Genomic DNA, 17338 nt, shown 5'->3' with positions numbered 1-17338 from the left:
AATGAAATTAGAGGGTAAAGTGGCCATCATTACAGGAGCGGCCAGGTCGATCGGTAAAGCGGTCGCCCTTCGTTATGCTGCGGAAGGCGCCAAGGTGGTCGTCAACTATGTAAGCAATCCGCAGTTAGCTGAAGGGGTAGTTGACGAAATAAAAGCCAATGGAGGAACTGCGTTTGCATGCGGTGCGGATGTTTCCAAGGAAAATGAATTCCAGCGGCTGGTTGAGGAAACAGTGAAGCAGTATGGAACTGTTGACATCTTGGTCAACAATGCCGCCATCGACCCCAGAAAAAACTGGCTCGAAATTAGTATGGAGGAATGGGACCATGTGATGGCCGTCAATGTGAGGTCGCAATTTATTGGGGCCAAAGCTGTATTTCCTTATATGCAAGCGCAGAATTATGGGAAGATCATCAATGTTTCTTCGGTTACTTTTTTTACCGGGCAGAAAAATTTCGCCCACTATGTCACCTCCAAAGGAGCCATTGTTGGTCTGACCCGCGCGTTGGCAAGAGAAGTAGGCGAACATGGCATTACTGTCAATTGCCTTACACCAGGTGCGATCTTGACTGAAACCGAACTCGAAAAAGTCGGTTCTGTAGAAGCGCAGCAGCAAGGATCGGCGTATCTGATGAACGAACAGTCCATCAAGCGAAGGATAGTTGGAGCAGATATGGAAGGGGCGTTTGTGTTCTTGGCCTCCACAGATAGCGATGCAATCACGGGACAAACACTCAATGTAGATGGTGGATGGGTCATGCATTAGCATGCCTATCCCCTTTTTTTGTAATCATCAGGGAGGTAAGAAGCTATGAAACTATTAACTTTTATTCAAAATAACCAATTTCGACTAGGTGTAAAGACAGCGCATGGGGTATTGGATGTAGCAGCGACATTATTATCTGACGGATCGACAGAAAAACGAATTCCTACGACCATACATGAAGTCATTGATGGGGGGAGCAGATCTTTAGAAATTCTTCGTCAACACGTGGATGTTACCTTGCGTTTATTGAATGAAAAGAAAGACTACCTGCTTCAAGAATCTACCTTAACTCTTGGACCTTGTGTGACGCATCCGGGCAAAATCATTTGTGTAGGTCTGAATTATCGCAAACATGCGGAAGAAACGAATTCGCCGATTCCACAATTCCCAATTTTGTTTAATAAATTTAATAATACATTGACAGGTCATGGTCAGGAAGTACCGCTTCCCAGCGTTTCGCAAAAAGTCGATTATGAGGCGGAACTAGGAATAGTGATTGGTAAAACAGCTAAATACATAACCAAGGATGAAGCGCCTTCCCATGTGTTTGGATATTGCAATGTCAACGACTTGTCCGCTCGTGATTTACAAATGCGCACACAGCAATGGCTGCTAGGCAAATCTTGTGATAAATTTTCTCCTCTGGGTCCGTACTTAGTAACGTCTGATGAAGTGGGTGACCCGAATCAACTCCAAATCACTTGCAGAGTAAATGGCGAGGTTCGCCAGAACTCGAATACGTCAGATATGATCTTCGGGTGCAATGAGATTGTCAGTTACATTTCCCAGCATATGACTCTCGTTCCCGGCGATATTATTTTAACGGGGACTCCGCAAGGTGTTGTAATGGGATATCCTCCGGAAAAGCAAGTGTATCTGCAGCATGGAGACGTCGTCACGATCGAAATTGAAAAGCTGGGCATACTGACCAATCGTATGGTCGCTGAATAGGTATGCAAGGATGTCGAATGCATGCAAGAATGTCTAAGCTGGAGAAAGGCTAAAACGCAAGAGAATCTTATTGTGGATAGAAAAGCTGCATTCTATAGTTAGAACATCTTAGGCATCAATTGTTCAATCAGGAGGTTACCGCCATGTTATTCGATATGGAAAGATTCAAGAATCCTACAGCGGATGACCGCATCCACCCTTTCTGGTTCTGGAACGGGGAACTGGAGGACGAGCAGCTCATCTGCCAAATCCATGAAATGGCTAGGCAAGGTTTGGGAGGGTTCTTCATTTGCGCGAGACAGGGGCTGAAAATCCCCTATTTATCCGATGCCTGGTTCCAGAAAGTGCGGGTTGCTGTAGAGACGGCTAAAGCATGTGGGCTGCACGTTTGGTTATATGACGAGTACCCTTACCCAAGCGGGATTGCCGGCGGGGAAGTGATTTTGGAGCATCCGGAGGCTAAACACTATACGTTAGCCCGCACGTCACATCGTGCTAGAGGAGGCGAGCATCTGTCATTGGAGCTGCCTTGGGCGCGAATTCTATATGCCAAAGCCGCCCCGGTGACAAATGGCAAGCCGCAATGGAATCAGGCGATGTCTATTCGCGCTATGATTGGCAACCATCAGGCCGATCAAATTTTTCAAAAGGCCGGGTTGACGGCCTATAATCAAAAACGATTTTTTACGTACCGAACTATTCAGAAGCTGGATTGGCAGGTTCCGCCCGGAGAATGGGAAGTATTAATCGTACAGGAAAAGGAATTGGAGGATTTCAAATATTATGGCACCTTCGTAGATCCTTGCAACAAGGAAGCGATGGCAACGTTTATTCGGTTGACGCATGATAAATATGTGGCTTATTTGGGCGAACACTTGGGGACGACAATCAAAGGGATGTTTACGGATGAAATCGGATTATTAGGTGATATGCCGTGGTCTCCTCAATTGCCGGCTTATTTCAAGGAGCGCTGCGGCTATGATTTGGTGGAGCATTTACACGCTCTGATTCACCCGGATACAGCTGAAGGAGTTAAAATCAAGTACGATTACTATCAATCCGTTCATTTGCTGCTGCGGGAATCGTATCATCAGCAAGTTCATGATTGGTGCGAGCGGTATGGACTGCAATATGTAGCTGAAGTGCCGTCTGTTCGGCATACGACGCAACTATTCAGTCATATTCCGGCGGGCGACAGCTCTCACGAGAAGCTTGGAAGGTCACTGGACTGGATTTTGAATGCGCAAGCGGAGCATTTTCGCTGCAATCCCAAAATGATCAGTTCGTTGGCCAGACAATTGAATCGGGAACGGAATCTGATTGAATGCTTTCACAGCGTGGGCTGGTCGATGACCTTGCAGGATGCTCGCTGGATGATCGACCGCATGGCTGCGCAGGGAACGAATATGTTTAATTTCCATGCTTTTTTCTACACGATCGACGGGCTTGCCCAGCATGATGCGCCGCCCTCGCAGTTTTTGCAAAACCCGTACTGGAAGCATTTCCGCAAGCTTAGCGATTATGTGGGCCGCATTAGCTATGTGATGAGCACCGGGGAAGCTGTCATTTCGGCTGCGGTTCTGGAGCCGGTGACATCGTTGTGGACGCGACTCGGTAATCCGTTTCACGGTTTCTCCTATAGCGGCGAACGTACTGAAGAAAAAGCGCAGTTGGCGCATATAAAGCGTTGGTGGATGAGCATTTGCAACCGGATGACAAAGGATGGCAGAGATTTCGATCATCTTGATCCGGAATTGCTTGTGGAAGCGGAAGTCGCGTGCGGCACGATCAAGCTGGGTAAAGCTTGCTATTCACTGCTAGTGCTGCCTCCTATGACAAATCTGGAAAACAACGCTTGGGAGAAAATCAAGCAATTTGTAGAGCAAGGGGGCACGGTCATCAGCATGGGGCAGCTTCCTTATGAATCCATTGAGGCTCAGGGAGCGGATCGTTCGGGAATGGAGCAAGTCTTCGGTGTGACCGGGACCTGGGAAGCAAAATTTTGGAGCCCGCACGAGCAGCGGCAAGATCAGCTTACCTGGTCAAAGGGCAGTGGGACTGCCTACCATCTGCCGTTTCATGCTGAAGATGAGACGGAACAAGTCATGGAGATGCTCTCCGCGCAGCTAAATAAGCTCGAACCTTTGCCCGTTCAATTGCTACCTGTTTGCGGCGAATGGGGATTGCTTATGCAGGTGAGACGTATTTCCGCCGACAAGGTTCTGGTTTTTATAAGCAATCAGGAAGAAGCGCAGCGGGATGTCAAGCTTCAGGTGAACTCTCATGTATGGGGGGGAGGAGAAGGATGCCAATTTGTGGGATTTCGGGAATTATCCCTCGATGATGGCGACGTTGGCGATCTAATGCATCAAGCGTTCTTCGATCGCGTATGTCACATGGATCTGCAGATGGAACCTTACAGTGCCAGGCTGATTGAGATTACAAGGGGCGGGGGTACGCTGCCGGCAGACGACAAGGTAAAGTCGCCCCCTTATAAATTAGATATTGATGCGTCATTGCTATGGGAGCTGCGTCCCTTGTCCGCGAATACGGTTCGCTTTGACACCTTCCGAATGACGATAAGCAGCAAGACAGGTTCGAAAGAAGGGGTTACGGAAGGAACGCGTGTGCAGGTCAAAACCTTTATCGATCAAGTATCTGACCTCTCCGAAGCTGCCGCATTGCCGGTTACAACGTGGCAAACATTCGGAACACCCATGAAATTGTGCATGGACTACCCGCTGCGGGCTCATTACGAGACGGAGTTTATCGTCGAGGAATGGCTGGAGAACAGCAGTTTGTTCATGGATTTGGGCACAATTTCCGGCACAGCGACGATTCGAGTGAACGGGCATGTGCTGGATCGGGACCTCTTCCAACCGACATTTCTCTATGACCACAGAAACATTTCCCAGGACATTCAGGATTATCTGCAAGTGGGCGTCAATTTGCTGGAAGTCGATATAGAAATCTGTCGGGACGGAGACGGTCTGCTCGACGCCTTGTATATAACCGGCCCTTTTCAAGTGGTGTTTGATGATAAGCAGCGGCCTGTTCTCCGTCCGGCATCGTTATCTAGGCAGCCCGTACAAGGCGGGCCATACCAAGGGTATCCTTACTATGCCGGCGATTTATCGTTTAGACGAACGTTCGAGCTCACGGCCTTGCCGGAAGAATCGATATTTGAGTTGAACGTAAGCGGCTGGGACCCTCATTTTCATGACTGTGCCGAAGTCGTTGTAAACGGACAATCTCTGGGGGTCCGCCCCTGGCTGCCCTACCGTTGGACGGGGAATACGGAATTACTGCATGCTGGTACAAATACGGTGGAGATCATCGTGACGAATACGTTAATCGGATTGCTGGAAGGCAGATATTTCGATTATGCCGAGCACGTTAGCAAACCGGTTCAAGAAAGGGTGTGGAACCATGAATGAGATACAGACATTACACATGAAGGCTGAGGGCGCCACAGGCCGCCGTCGCGGGATGACGAACTGGCTTCGAGGTCTGAGGCGAGATCTCCGCAGGGACAAATACTTGTACTTGCTGGCATTGCCCGGTCTTGTCTTTTTCTTCATATTTAAGTATGTGCCGATGGGGGGCGTGGTCATTGCCTTTCAAAATTACTCTCCGTTTGCTGGAATATGGAAGAGTGAGTGGATAGGGCTGGAGCATTTCCAGCGGTTTTTCTCCACGCCGGATTTCATGCTGCTGTTTCGCAATACGATGGCGATCAGCCTGATGAATCTCATTTTCTTTTTTCCGCTTCCGATCGCACTGTCCTTGCTCATGAACGAGCTTCGAAGCGTGGTGTTCAAGCGGACGGTGCAATCGATCGTCTATATGCCGCATTTTTTGTCGTGGGTCATTATTGCGGGGATTACGTTCCAGTTATTTGGCAAGGGCGATGGCTTGGTCAATAAAATATTGGAGATGCTAGGCGCTAGCCGCATCGATGTGTTGACCAATCCGCATATGTTCTGGATTATGCTGACCTTGCAATCGATCTGGAAGGAATGCGGTTGGGGTACGATTTTATTTCTGGCGGCGATGGCCGGTATAGATCCTCAGGTGTATGAAGCAGCGAAAATAGACGGAGCGGGCAGGTTTCGCCAGATGTGGCACATTACGCTTCCGGCGATTCGCAATGTCATTATCATCCTGTTGATTCTGCGGCTGGGACGCGCGATGGACGTAGGCTTCGAGCAGGTGTTCCTGATGTATAACGGAGCTGTGTCGCAAGTCGCGGAAGTATTCGATACGTATGTGTATCGCGTCGGCATTCAACAGGGGCAGTTCAGCTACAGTGCGGCCGTGGGGCTGTTCAAGTCCGTTATCGGCTTGCTGCTGGTCGTGCTGGCCAACCGATTCGCCAAAAAAATGGGCGAGGAAGGCGTATATTAAAGCCTACAAGGAGGATTCGATGTGAAAGCAAATACCGGGGAACGGTTGTTCAATGTCTTGAATATCACGCTGCTGGGGCTTGCTGCTCTTGTTACCTTTTTTCCAATTTATTATGTATTCGTCGTATCGTTCACCGATCCGTCCGAGTTTCTACGGAAGAGCTTTATTCTTTTTCCCGAGAAATGGTCGTTCGAATCTTATAAATATTTACTGTCTACGAAAGCTTTCTCACGTTCGATCGGGGTGAGTGCCTACCTCGCGATTGTGGGCACAGCGTTCAGCCTGGTCGTGACTGCCGCGCTCTCCTATGCGCTCTCCCGCAAGAGATTGCGGGGCAGACGGGTGATACTGCTTGGCATTCTGCTGACGATCCTGTTCAGTCCGGGCATCATTCCAAGCTACTTGGTCGTTCGCCAATTCGGGTTAATCAATAGCCTGTGGGCGCTCATCTTGCCCGCTTTGGCAAGCGGCTGGAACGTGATATTAATGAAGGGATTTTTCGACAGCGTGCCGGTCGAGCTTGAAGAGTCCGCATCCATAGACGGGTGCAACGACCTGACGATCTGGTTCCGCATCATTTTGCCGCTGTCGCTCCCTTCGCTTGCCGCGTTTGGGTTATTCTATGCCGTTGAGTATTGGAACCAATTTTTCGCTGCGATGATCTATCTGAACGACGCGACAAAATGGCCGATTCAGGTGATGCTGCAAAACATGCTGCTGAATGCGGACAACTCGGAGCTTCGGGCTGAGATGTCTACCGTAACGCCTCCCTCACAGACGTTGAAGATGGCGGCTGTCCTCATCGCCACCGTCCCGATACTCGCAGTGTATCCTTTCCTGCAGAAGCACTTTGCCAAAGGAGCGATGGTCGGCTCGATCAAAGGCTAAAATTTCACTTGACCTATAGCCTGAATCATGCAAGATTAAGGCTACCGCTGTCGAACTTTAAGTGAATTTTGCGGGATTGGGAGGGGAAGTCGCGTGTTCAACAAACGTTTTTTTCGTAAAAGCCTGTCCTTGATGCTGCTGGCCGCAAGTATTCCCGGCCTTATTATCGGGATCAGCATTTACGAGTTGGCCTCCAATAAGATGGCGAGCGAGCTGCAGCGACTGCATCAGAGCCAGATTACACAACGTGCGGACAATATCGCCGACCAGTTGGCTTATTTGGAGTTGACCATCTCCCACTGGGCATTCGACACCAAATTTGATGACAAGATGAGAGAGCTCAACATCGCTCACGACTACGAGAAGGTTCAAGACCTGTACCGGACGCTGCTGGTGATGGAAGGGACGCATCCGTTGCTGAAACGGGTTGACTTATTTCTCGACCAGCCACGTCCGGTCTTGTTTAATAAAGACCAATTTGCGTATTTATCCAATTCCCCGGAGCTGCAACATTATGAATCGCTGCTCCATGAACGGAAGTCGCTCTTCTGGAGGCAAGGGATTCCTGCCAACCAAGCCAAGGCCAGTGGCGCCGAGACGCTCAAGCTGGCCAATACCATTCCCGGCGGAAGCTCGGAGCCTTTCGGTGCCATCGTGGTGACGATCAATGAGGATAAATTGATTAATCTTCTGGACACGCTGACGCCATACAATGAAGGCACGACTCTTCTAATGACGAAGGACGGCAGTTGGCGGCTGTCCGGTCACGACAAGGGAAATCCTTCGGGCCTCGCTGACGCCCTGCAGCAGGAGTATGCCCGCCATAGCGGCACATCGGAATCGTTCTTGTTCGATTACGACAAGAGTACGTATTCCGTCTCCTACGGCGAAATGTCACGACTCGGCAGCACCTGGGTCTACATTTCCGCGGCACCGTTAACGTCAATCACAGCGCCTGTTTTGCTGCTTTCGAAGTGGATTGTAATCATCAGCTTCATCGGCCTGCTGCTTGCCTTACTGGTGTCCTGGTTTTTATCCAAGCGGATTTATTCGCCTGTCGGACGTTTGGTCCGGCTGATCTCGGGAGACAAAGGCGAAGAGGTGAACGACGAGTTCGATTTATTGGAGCAGGGGTGGCATCATTTGTCCGAAGAAAGCGAATCCTTGCGTGTCAAATTAAAGGAACAGCAGCCCTTGCTGCGCGACAGTTTTTTCCTGGAACTGGTGCAAGGCTACTTCTACTCGCTGCAGGAGAACAATCTTCGCGAGCGGCTCCGACATTACGGCTGGAGCACGGAGAACCGGCAATACGTGGTGCTTATGTTTCAGTTGACAGGGTTTGCCAACTTGAGGGGCCGGTTCTCGGTCGGAGACGAGGAACTGGTCACCTTCGCAGCAACGAATATTATTGAAGAACTGACGGGTGCGCGTTACGAGCAGGCGGAGACGATCAATTTTCACAACTTCTCGGTCGGGCTGCTCCTGTCCTTGCCGGAAGATTCCCCGTCCCACTCGTTGGAAGAAGAGTTGGACGCTTTCGCCGAGGAAGCCATGCAAACGATCAAACGGATTCTGAACATGCAGATTACGATAGCTGTCAGCAAGCGGACGAACCAGGTGAAGCAACTATCACAATTGTTCGAGGAGGCGAGACAGGCTTTGGTTTATCGCGATCTGCTTGACGAACAACAAATCATTAAGACGGACCGCTTGTTCAAAGCCAGCCCACAGATGGACGCTGGCTTCCCGTTTGCGTTGGAGAAGGAAATTGTCCATGCCGTGCGCAGCGGACAGGAAGCCGAAGCGATGGAACTGATCGGGCAATTCATGCAATCGTTGTCTGGCAGCAATCCGACGGAATTAACTGTTCAGCAGGGCATGCTTCAACTGCTTGGAAGCATTCGGTACGCGGTGCTGCAATCGGGCATGAATCCGGTTCACTTGTTCGGCGGCGTCAATTTGTTCGAACAGTTGGCGCTCATCAAGGAACCTGAAGAAATGCGGTCATGGCTTCAGCAGAAAGTCGTCAACGTGTTTATTCGGGAGCTGACCGGGAGACAAGATTTCCATTTGAAGCAGCTTGTGGAGAAGTCCATCCTTTATTTACGGGAACGTTACATGGACGCCATCTCCCTCGATTCGTGCGCGGACCAGTTCGAAGTCAGCCCCTTTACGTTAAGCCGCGCTTTCAAATCCGTCACGGGCATCAACTTTATTGACTATTTGACGGAAATACGCATCGATCAAGCCAAGAGCATGCTGCGCGAGACGGAACTCAAGATCAACGAAATCGCCGAGCGCGTCGGTTACCAGCATACGTACTTCAACCGCATATTCAAGAAATACGAAGGAAGCACCCCGGGCCAATTCCGGGATATGCATCGCTCCTGAGACAACGGCAGCAAGCCGCAGCTTCGCTAATTCCCGCTGATCTTGCTGTGCAAAGCCTGCAACGTTGTGCAACGCATGCGGATTATGCGTTTGCAAAAGAATCCTATTGCGTGCAAGGCGCGGTTGGCCTAATTTCAAAGTGGCTGAGCCAACAAGCAGATGCTGGGCAACAGCGGTTGAGCCAATGAGATGAAGGGGAGGATCACCATGAAATCGAGAAAGTCATTCAACCAGAGGGCAGCGGCGACAGCGGGCATTGCAGCACTATGCACCGCCATCGCGGGCTGTTCCGGCGGCACAGGGGAGAAGCCTGCACAGACCCAAACAGGAAAACCGGCAGCAACGGCAGCCAGCGGCAACGAAGCGCCGCTGGAGGTCAGCATCATGACGACACTGTTGTCGCCGACGCCTGCTGCGGACGACAATCCAATCAAGCAAGCGATCGAGAAAGCGACAAATTCGAAGTTGAAAATTCAATGGGTGTCGGGCAACAGCTATACCGATAAGATGAACGTGACGCTGGCTTCCGGCGATATTCCGGAGCTAATCTTTATCAACGATCCGTTCAGCCAGGTATTCCGGAATGCGGTTAGCCAAGGCGCGTTCTGGGACATTGCACCTTACTTCAAAAATTATCCAAATCTGAGTGGTAAAATTTCCGCTACCGCCTGGGAACTGACGAAGATGCAGGATGGCGGCAACTACGGCATTCCGCGTCCGCGCCCCTCGGAAGGGGACAGCTTCTTCATGATCCGCAAGGACTGGCTGGACAATCTGGGCTTGAAGGTGCCAACGACGACGGACGAATTGTATACCGTCATGAAATCGTTTGCAGAGAAGGACCCGGCTCGAAGCGGCAAGACCGATACCGTGCCCTTGGCGGCATTCGTAGATGCGGACAAGATGGGCACATTGGGGCAGCTCGAGAGCAGCTTTACCAAAGCGAACGGCAAGTGGAAACTGGTAGACAACAAGCTGGTCTACACGCCGCTTCTGCCCGAAGCACGCGAGTCGCTTGAATATTTGAATAAAGCGTACAAGGAGAAGTTGATTCCCGAAGATTTCGCTTCACTGAAACAGACGCAGGTGGGCGATCTGTTCAAATCCGGCAAAGCGGGCATGCTGATTGAAAAAGCCGGTACGGTGCTCAGTTACTATGAGCCGCTGAAGTCGGTTGCTCCGAACTTCAAGCAGGAGGATTTCTATCCGGTTACGAGCATTAACGGCTACAATCCGAAAGGGCCGGGCTTCTCGGGCATCATGGCCATTCCGAAGAAGGTGCCGGAGGAGAAGATGAAGCGAATTCTGAAGCTGGTGGATACCTGGATGAACGATGATGTATTTGCGATTCAAAGCTACGGTATCGAGGGCAAGCACTATACGATGAAGGACGGCGTCAAGGTGACCGATCCGGAGAAGCTGAAGGCGGATAACGGAGCCGATTTTAATCAAATTGTGTACGTGTCCGATCCGTATGCCAGCACCTCGAGTCCTTTTTTCCCACAGCAGCTTAACGATCTTTATAAAAAGATTCAGGACGAGCGCGCCAAGACCAGCGTAGCGGACATCAGTATCGGGCTGTATTCGCCAACCGCGCAGAAGGTATTGGCCGAGCTGGATAAAAAAGTGCAGGACATGAAGACCAAGGTCATTTTGGGCCGGGAGCCGATCTCGGCATGGGATAGTTTTGCAGCGAGTCTGAAAACCAACGCTGATGTGATCAAAATGAGCGAAGAAATGACGGAAGCTTATAAGGCACGCAGCGGCAAGAAGTAAGTCCGGCGGGGCAAGGCGGTGACGGTTCATTCATTGGCTTTGCCTCTTGTTGTTGAGACCTTGGGAATCAGGTTCGTATCGGGGCATTTATTGAAAGCGCTTTCTTGTGTGTTGACCTTGAATGAAACATGACAATGAAGGAGTGAATGAATTTGAAAGTGAAAACGTGGATGGTAAGCCTGCTGCTGGTTCTGCTCTTGTCCGCCTGGCCTATGAACGGACTCTTGCCAAGTGGAAACGGGGCAACGGCGCAAGCGGAGGAAATCTCGCAAGACGTCACGATCGGCAATTTTGAAAGCGAGGAAGAGGCTTGGAGTCTCAGCTTGGGCACCGAGTTTCCCGGAGCGCAAGGTGCGTATGTTCGGGATACGTCATCTCCAAAATCCGGCAGCGCATCAGGAAAGCTGCACGGCGATTTCAGTGCGGGCGGCAAATATGTGAGCTTCGGTAAATATTTTCTGCCGGTGGATATGAGCAAGCTGGGGTTCTGGGTGAAGTCGGCGGATGCCTCCGCGGTCACGCTTCGGTTGATTGATGCTACTGGCCAGGTGCATCAACGCAAGATCGCGATAGCGGGCGCCAATTGGCAGAAGATCGAGATGAGCACCTTCAACATCGGCACGAATTATCTGTATTTCGGTGGCGCCAACGACGGCAAATGGCACGGCCCTGCTACTGGCATCTCCTTTTTGCTGGAGAAGTCCAACTTGATTGGCGGCAAAACGAGCGGGGATATCTGGATCGACGATGTGATCGCAACCGCTCCGCCGCAAGAGCCGCTGTGGGATGACGCCATCGGCAACTTTGAGAACGCCTTTGATATTTGGACATTAGGCGCAGTCTCGGGGACCGGGGTCAAGGTCGATTACGTCCGGGATTCGTCGGCGTTCAAGGAGGGAAGCTTTTCGGGCAAGCTGACGATGGATTTTGGCCCTAACGGCAAAGCGGTTTCGCTGGGCAGAAGCTTTTCTCCGAGGGAGATTAAGAAGCTTGGATTCTGGGTGAAGACAACGGATGCTTCTGTCATCCTGCTGCTGATGAGGGATTCGACGGGACAGGTGCATCAACAGAAAATCGCCGTGACCCCGAATGGCAGTTGGCAAAAAATTGATGTTTATAAATTTAACGGCGGCACGGGCTATCTGCATTATAACGGGGCGAACGACGGTGTGTGGCATGGTCCTGCCCAGGCCATCGGCTTTATCACAGAGAAGTCAGGCTTAGTCGGGGGCAAAACGAGCGGAGAGGTTCGCTTGGACAACATTGTGACCACATCCTCCTTCCCCGATTTGTCGATCCAGCAGTCCCGCATGGGGAATGTCTTTCTGACGAATGAGGCGGCATCCTTTCCGCTCGCAACAAGGGGAGACACGGTAAGTTGGCGTGTATACGATCATCTCGATCATAACGTATTGGAAGGCAGCAATGCGGTGCAGGACGGGCAGCTGAATTTGACGATTCCCGTTCAGCAGTTAGGGTATTTTAAGCTGTCGGTTGATGCTGTAAAGGCGGGTCAAATCATTACAAACCAGGAAATATCGTTTGCTCGATTACCCGCCGGTGACCCTACCCTTGTGAACAACTCTCCATTCGGCGTGTCTACGCATCTGGCAAGAACCAACAACGGATGGACGCCGGAGTTAAGCGAGTTATTGAAACGTGCCGGGGCCAAAAATTTCCGTGACGAAATCACCTGGGTAGATGTGGAATACGAAAAAGGGAAATATCAGAAGCCGCCAGGCCGTGACGCTTTTATGCGGAAAACACAGCAAGACGGACTGAAGCCGTTCATCACGTTCGATTTCACGAATCCCTTCTATGACCAGGACAGCACCCCTTACTCGGATGAAGGCCGTGAGGGATTTGCCAATTACGGCAAGGCTTTATTGGACTTGTACGGCAATCAGATGGAATGGGTGGAAGTCTATAATGAATTCAACGGTGGCTTCGGCGACAGAGGAAACGGTCCTGCCGACTCCCGTCCCGACTATTATTTCAAGCTGCTGAAGAAAACTTATGAGACGGTGAAAGCCGCCAGACCGGACGTTACGGTTGTCGGCATGGCATCCAATGTTGACATCCCCTGGATGGAGGAGGTATTCCGGCTAGGCGGGCTGCAATATATGGACGCAGTGTCGATTCATCCGTACAATCAGACACCTGATGGCATGCTGCAAGACGTGCTTAATGCCAAGAACTTGATCCGGCAATATAATCAAGGCCAAGACAAACCGGTCTGGATTACGGAAGTCGGCTGGCCGACGGGCACAGGCGTACCCGAAAAAACGCAAATGGATTATTTGGTGCGGGCTTATGTGCAGGCGCTGGGAGCTGGGGTCGAGAAAATATTCTGGTACGATTTGATGAACGACGGCATGCAGGCTGATTATGGTGAAAATAATTTTGGTCTCATACGGTACCAGGACGATCCTAAAGGTCAATTCGCGCCGAAGCCATCCTATGCGGCTTATGCGGCGATGACCCGACAATTGATAGGCGCCTCATTCGTCGAGCGGGAGGCATCGGATTCGAATATATACAGCTACAAGTTTGTTAAAAACGGTCAGAAGCTTAGAGTGGTCTGGGCCAATACCCCGATACAGGCGGCGATTCAAACCAATGTGCCGATTCAAGTCACGGATATCATGGGGAATACGGAAACCTTTACGCCGCTTAACGGCAAAGTGTATATGACATTAACCTCGGAGCCCATCTATATCCAAAGTGACATTGACGGCATCGTGCCCAATGCGACGTTCGCTGTGACAGGGACAGAGGCGGTAACTGGCGAGCCCGTACTGCTGAAAGTGGAAACGAATAATACATCCGCATCGCCGATCACTTCTTTATTTACGGTGGAAGGCTCCGTGTATGCTTTGTACGCGGGAGCGGGTCAGATTACGTCGCAGCCATTCGTCCTGCCTGGACTCAGCAAGGAAGGCACTCGCTATATAACAGGTGACTTGACCGTGAATGGAAATCGAATCGGAAGACTGAAGCATGCCGTTCAGACTCTCCCTTCCTATCGTGTAAGGATCATCCCTGTTATTAAGGATGTGGATACGAAAGCGGAAGCATTGAGGATCCAAATTCAGAACTATTCCAAGCAGCAAGGGCTAGCCGTCAGGAAAGCCGATTGGCAGTTTGGCACGCAGTCAGGTATGCAGAATGTGAACGATGTGGTACCTCCAGATACGACCAGGACGTTTGACATTGGGCTCAGCGGGTTTGATTACGGCGTCAGCAATCAAGCCCAAGTGACTGTGCAATTCGACGGAAAAGAATCTTTCGTTTATGGCGGAAAGCTGGATTTCAATCCGATCCTTCCTGGTACCCTGCAGATTGACGGCGTGGCTGACCCCGCGATCATTGCGTCGCCGCCAGTCGCCCAATTATCGCAAGGAACGGTAAAAATGCAAAATTATGCAGGCCCTTCGGATTTAAGCGGCAGTGTATGGGTGAACTGGGATGCCGATCATTTCTATTTGACCGCGAAAATCATGGATGATGTGAATTACGCATCTGCAAGCGGAGCGGATATTTGGAAAAACGACAGTGTTCAGTTTGCGTTGATGGCAGGGTTGCCTGGAGAGAATCCGGGGTGGTATGAAATTGGGCTATCCCAAACCCCGCAAGGGCCGCAAATCTTTCGTTGGTTTTCGCCGAATACCAGCGTCAGGGAGCTTATAACGAACGGTTCCTTGCAGATTTCGCGAGATGACGTGCAGAAGGTTACGGTCTATGAGCTTGCGCTGCCATGGTCAGAGCTTGCCCCGATCAAGCCGGAAAAAGAGGGAGTCTTCAGCTTCTCGCTGCTTGTTAACGATAACGACGGTGCTGGTCGCAAAGGATATATCGAGTGGGGCTCCGGCATTGGCGAAACGAAAGATCCCAAGAAATTCAGAACGGTTCAATGGATCAAAGCGGCAACGCCTCCCGTCATCACCATCGAAGGGGTAACGGCAGGGGGAAACTACACGGATCAAGTCATTCCAGTCGTGAGAGCCGAGGATGAAGACGGTGACTTGCAAACCGTTCGCACGCTTTTGGATGAGGAAGTCTGGACATCTGGCACCCCCGTGACTAGCAAAGGGAACCATACCTTATACGTGCAAGCTGTTGATCAGGCAGGGAATCTTGCTGAGCAAACGATTCCTTTCAAACTGTACGATAGTACGGTATTGGCAGCTTCTAACGCGGAAGGAAAGCTAAACGATTCCGTAGCATTAAGGGCTACACTGCAGGATAGGAATGGGCAAGGGATTGCCGGGGAAACGGTGTCCTTTGCAGTATACGGGAATACGATCGGAACGGCTGTTACCGATGCGAATGGGATAGCGCTGCTAAACTATACCATCCAATTGCAAGCAAACGAGAATCAGGAAAAGGTTTATCCGGTTCAAGTTTCGTTTAATCAGAATGATGCCACATATTACCTTCATAGTGAGGGGAATGGGGGCGTTACGGTGAAGCCTTCGCCGAAACCGAATCCTCAGGATGCTCCTGGAAAAGCGGTGTTGTCGGATGATAATGGGTACGATACGGGAATTCTGGACGGCAAGTACTCGGTAACGATGAACATGTGGTGGGGAAATAACGGCAGTACGTATAAGCTTTTCGAGAATGACGTACTGATCGATACGCAGACCCTCACAGCGCATTCGCCGAATGCGCAAACTACCGTCACATCCGTTACGTACCGACCCAATGGTACTTACCGTTATTATGCGGAGCTCTCCAACGCATCGGGTACAACACGAAGCGATGTGCATACGGTAACGGTTACCCAAGCAGCACCGGCGGTGCCCGTTCTTTCGCATGATAATTGGGATGGCGACGGAAACTTCAACGTCAGTATGAATATGTGGTGGGGTACGAATGGTACGAATTACCGCCTGTATGAGAATGGCATACTCATCGATACGCAGCAGCTCGCCGATCATACGCCGAGCGCGCAGTCGGTCACAAAGGCGATCCGCAATAAACCGAAAGGTACGTATGAGTACCAAGTTGAACTCTCTAATTATGCTGGAGCTACGGTTAGCGGGAAACTCATTGTGATCGTAAACAGTTGATAAAAAGATTCCTGAACACTTGCTCCCTTGATGGGGAGCAGGTGTTTATAGCAGTAAATAATGAAGGGGAGGGGCTGGAGAAGTGCCTAAAATCATGATGGCTTTTCCTCATGGAAAGCATAAAGTGTTGACAATGAGTTATGATGACGGTAAAACGGCGGATTATAAGCTGGTGGAAATTTTCAATAAGTATGGCATGAAAGGAACGTTTCATCTCAACTCGGGGATGCTTGGCTCAGGTGACCGCATATCGGAGCAGGAAGTCGCAGCGCTGTATCGTGGACATGAGGTTTCCACTCATACGTTGACGCATCCTACGATTGCCAGGTGTCCGAAGGAACAAATCGTAGAAGAAATTTTCGAAGACAGGAAAAAGTTGGAAAAAGTGATTGGTTATCCAGTAAGAGGCATGTCTTATCCTAACGGTTCTTACAACAAAGCCATTAAAGAGATGCTGCCTTATTTGGGAGTCGAGTATGCCAGAACCGTGCACAGCACGGGGCAATTTGCGATGCCTGACGATTTGTTGGAGTGGGGGCCTACCTGCCATCATAAGGCAGATTTGATGAATCTTGCGGAAATATTTGTAAATTTAAATAAAACGCAATATTTGTACATGATGTATGTATGGGGGCACAGCTATGAGTTCGATGACGATCATAATTGGCCTTTGATAGAAAGTTTTTGTGAGTTTATCGGGAACAGGTTGGATATCTGGTATGCCACGAATATTGAGATTGTCGATTATCTAAAAGCATTTCAAAATCTTAAATTCTCAGCTTCCTGTCAATTCGTGTATAATCCCTCCGCCTTATCCGTATGGCTTCAAGTCGACAATCATATTGTTGAAATCAAAGGCGGCAGTCAAATCGCATTTACGAGTTAAGTTTGGATTGGAATAGATAAATTTATATCTATTAAGGTGAGTCGTCAGTGCTTCCTGCGAAGCCAAAGGCTTTCAGTGCCCGTGCAGAAGTGGCGGTTGTTATCATTAGGATGATGGATGCTCAACACGTGCAATAACACCAGTGGCGGTTTCCATATTTTTGGAGCTGATCTAAAAATAAGGGGGTATATTCTATAA

Annotated in this window: 9 protein-coding genes; all 9 read left to right on the top strand. The window is 50.2% G+C overall.

Features of this window, described 5'->3' with window-relative positions; all coding sequences use genetic code 11:
- Position 1 precedes the first annotated feature (1 nt).
- The 9 genes from AC3WRW_RS27515 (at position 2) to AC3WRW_RS27475 (ending at position 17140) form a co-directional block, all read left to right on the top strand.
- Positions 2-766: an SDR family NAD(P)-dependent oxidoreductase gene (locus AC3WRW_RS27515; RefSeq protein ID WP_492549420.1), complete on the top strand. Its 765-nt coding sequence runs from the start codon at positions 2-4 to the stop codon at positions 764-766.
- A 45-nt stretch (positions 767-811) separates the two neighbouring features.
- Complete coding sequence (locus AC3WRW_RS27510; protein WP_492549419.1) at positions 812-1717, top strand: fumarylacetoacetate hydrolase family protein; 906 nt, start codon at positions 812-814, stop codon at positions 1715-1717.
- A gap of 143 nt (positions 1718-1860) precedes the next feature.
- Positions 1861-5154: a glycosyl hydrolase gene (locus AC3WRW_RS27505; protein ID WP_492549418.1), complete on the top strand. Its 3294-nt coding sequence runs from the start codon at positions 1861-1863 to the stop codon at positions 5152-5154.
- 52 nt (positions 5155-5206) lie between these two features.
- The gene (locus AC3WRW_RS27500) at positions 5207-6124 is read left to right on the top strand and encodes an ABC transporter permease (protein ID WP_492549443.1); all 918 of its coding nucleotides are present in this window, start codon (positions 5207-5209) and stop codon (positions 6122-6124) included.
- Between the two features lie 21 nt (positions 6125-6145).
- Positions 6146-7012, top strand: coding sequence for a carbohydrate ABC transporter permease (locus tag AC3WRW_RS27495; RefSeq protein WP_492549417.1), 867 nt, complete (start codon positions 6146-6148; stop codon positions 7010-7012).
- A gap of 93 nt (positions 7013-7105) precedes the next feature.
- Positions 7106-9403, top strand: a complete 2298-nt coding sequence (locus AC3WRW_RS27490) for a helix-turn-helix domain-containing protein (protein WP_492549416.1) — start codon at positions 7106-7108, stop codon at positions 9401-9403.
- Between the two features lie 207 nt (positions 9404-9610).
- Entirely contained in the window at positions 9611-11179 is a 1569-nt protein-coding gene (locus tag AC3WRW_RS27485) for an extracellular solute-binding protein (protein ID WP_492549415.1), read from the top strand.
- A gap of 158 nt (positions 11180-11337) precedes the next feature.
- The gene (locus AC3WRW_RS27480; RefSeq protein WP_492549442.1) at positions 11338-16254 is read left to right on the top strand and encodes a sugar-binding protein; all 4917 of its coding nucleotides are present in this window, start codon (positions 11338-11340) and stop codon (positions 16252-16254) included.
- Between the two features lie 82 nt (positions 16255-16336).
- On the top strand, positions 16337-17140 hold the full coding sequence (locus AC3WRW_RS27475; protein ID WP_492549414.1) for a polysaccharide deacetylase family protein: 804 nt from the start codon (positions 16337-16339) through the stop codon (positions 17138-17140).
- Positions 17141-17338: the final 198 nt, after the last annotated feature.

Source organism: Paenibacillus sp. FW126-R14, from assembly GCF_058789495.1.
This window is presented reverse-complemented; position numbering and strand designations above follow the sequence as displayed.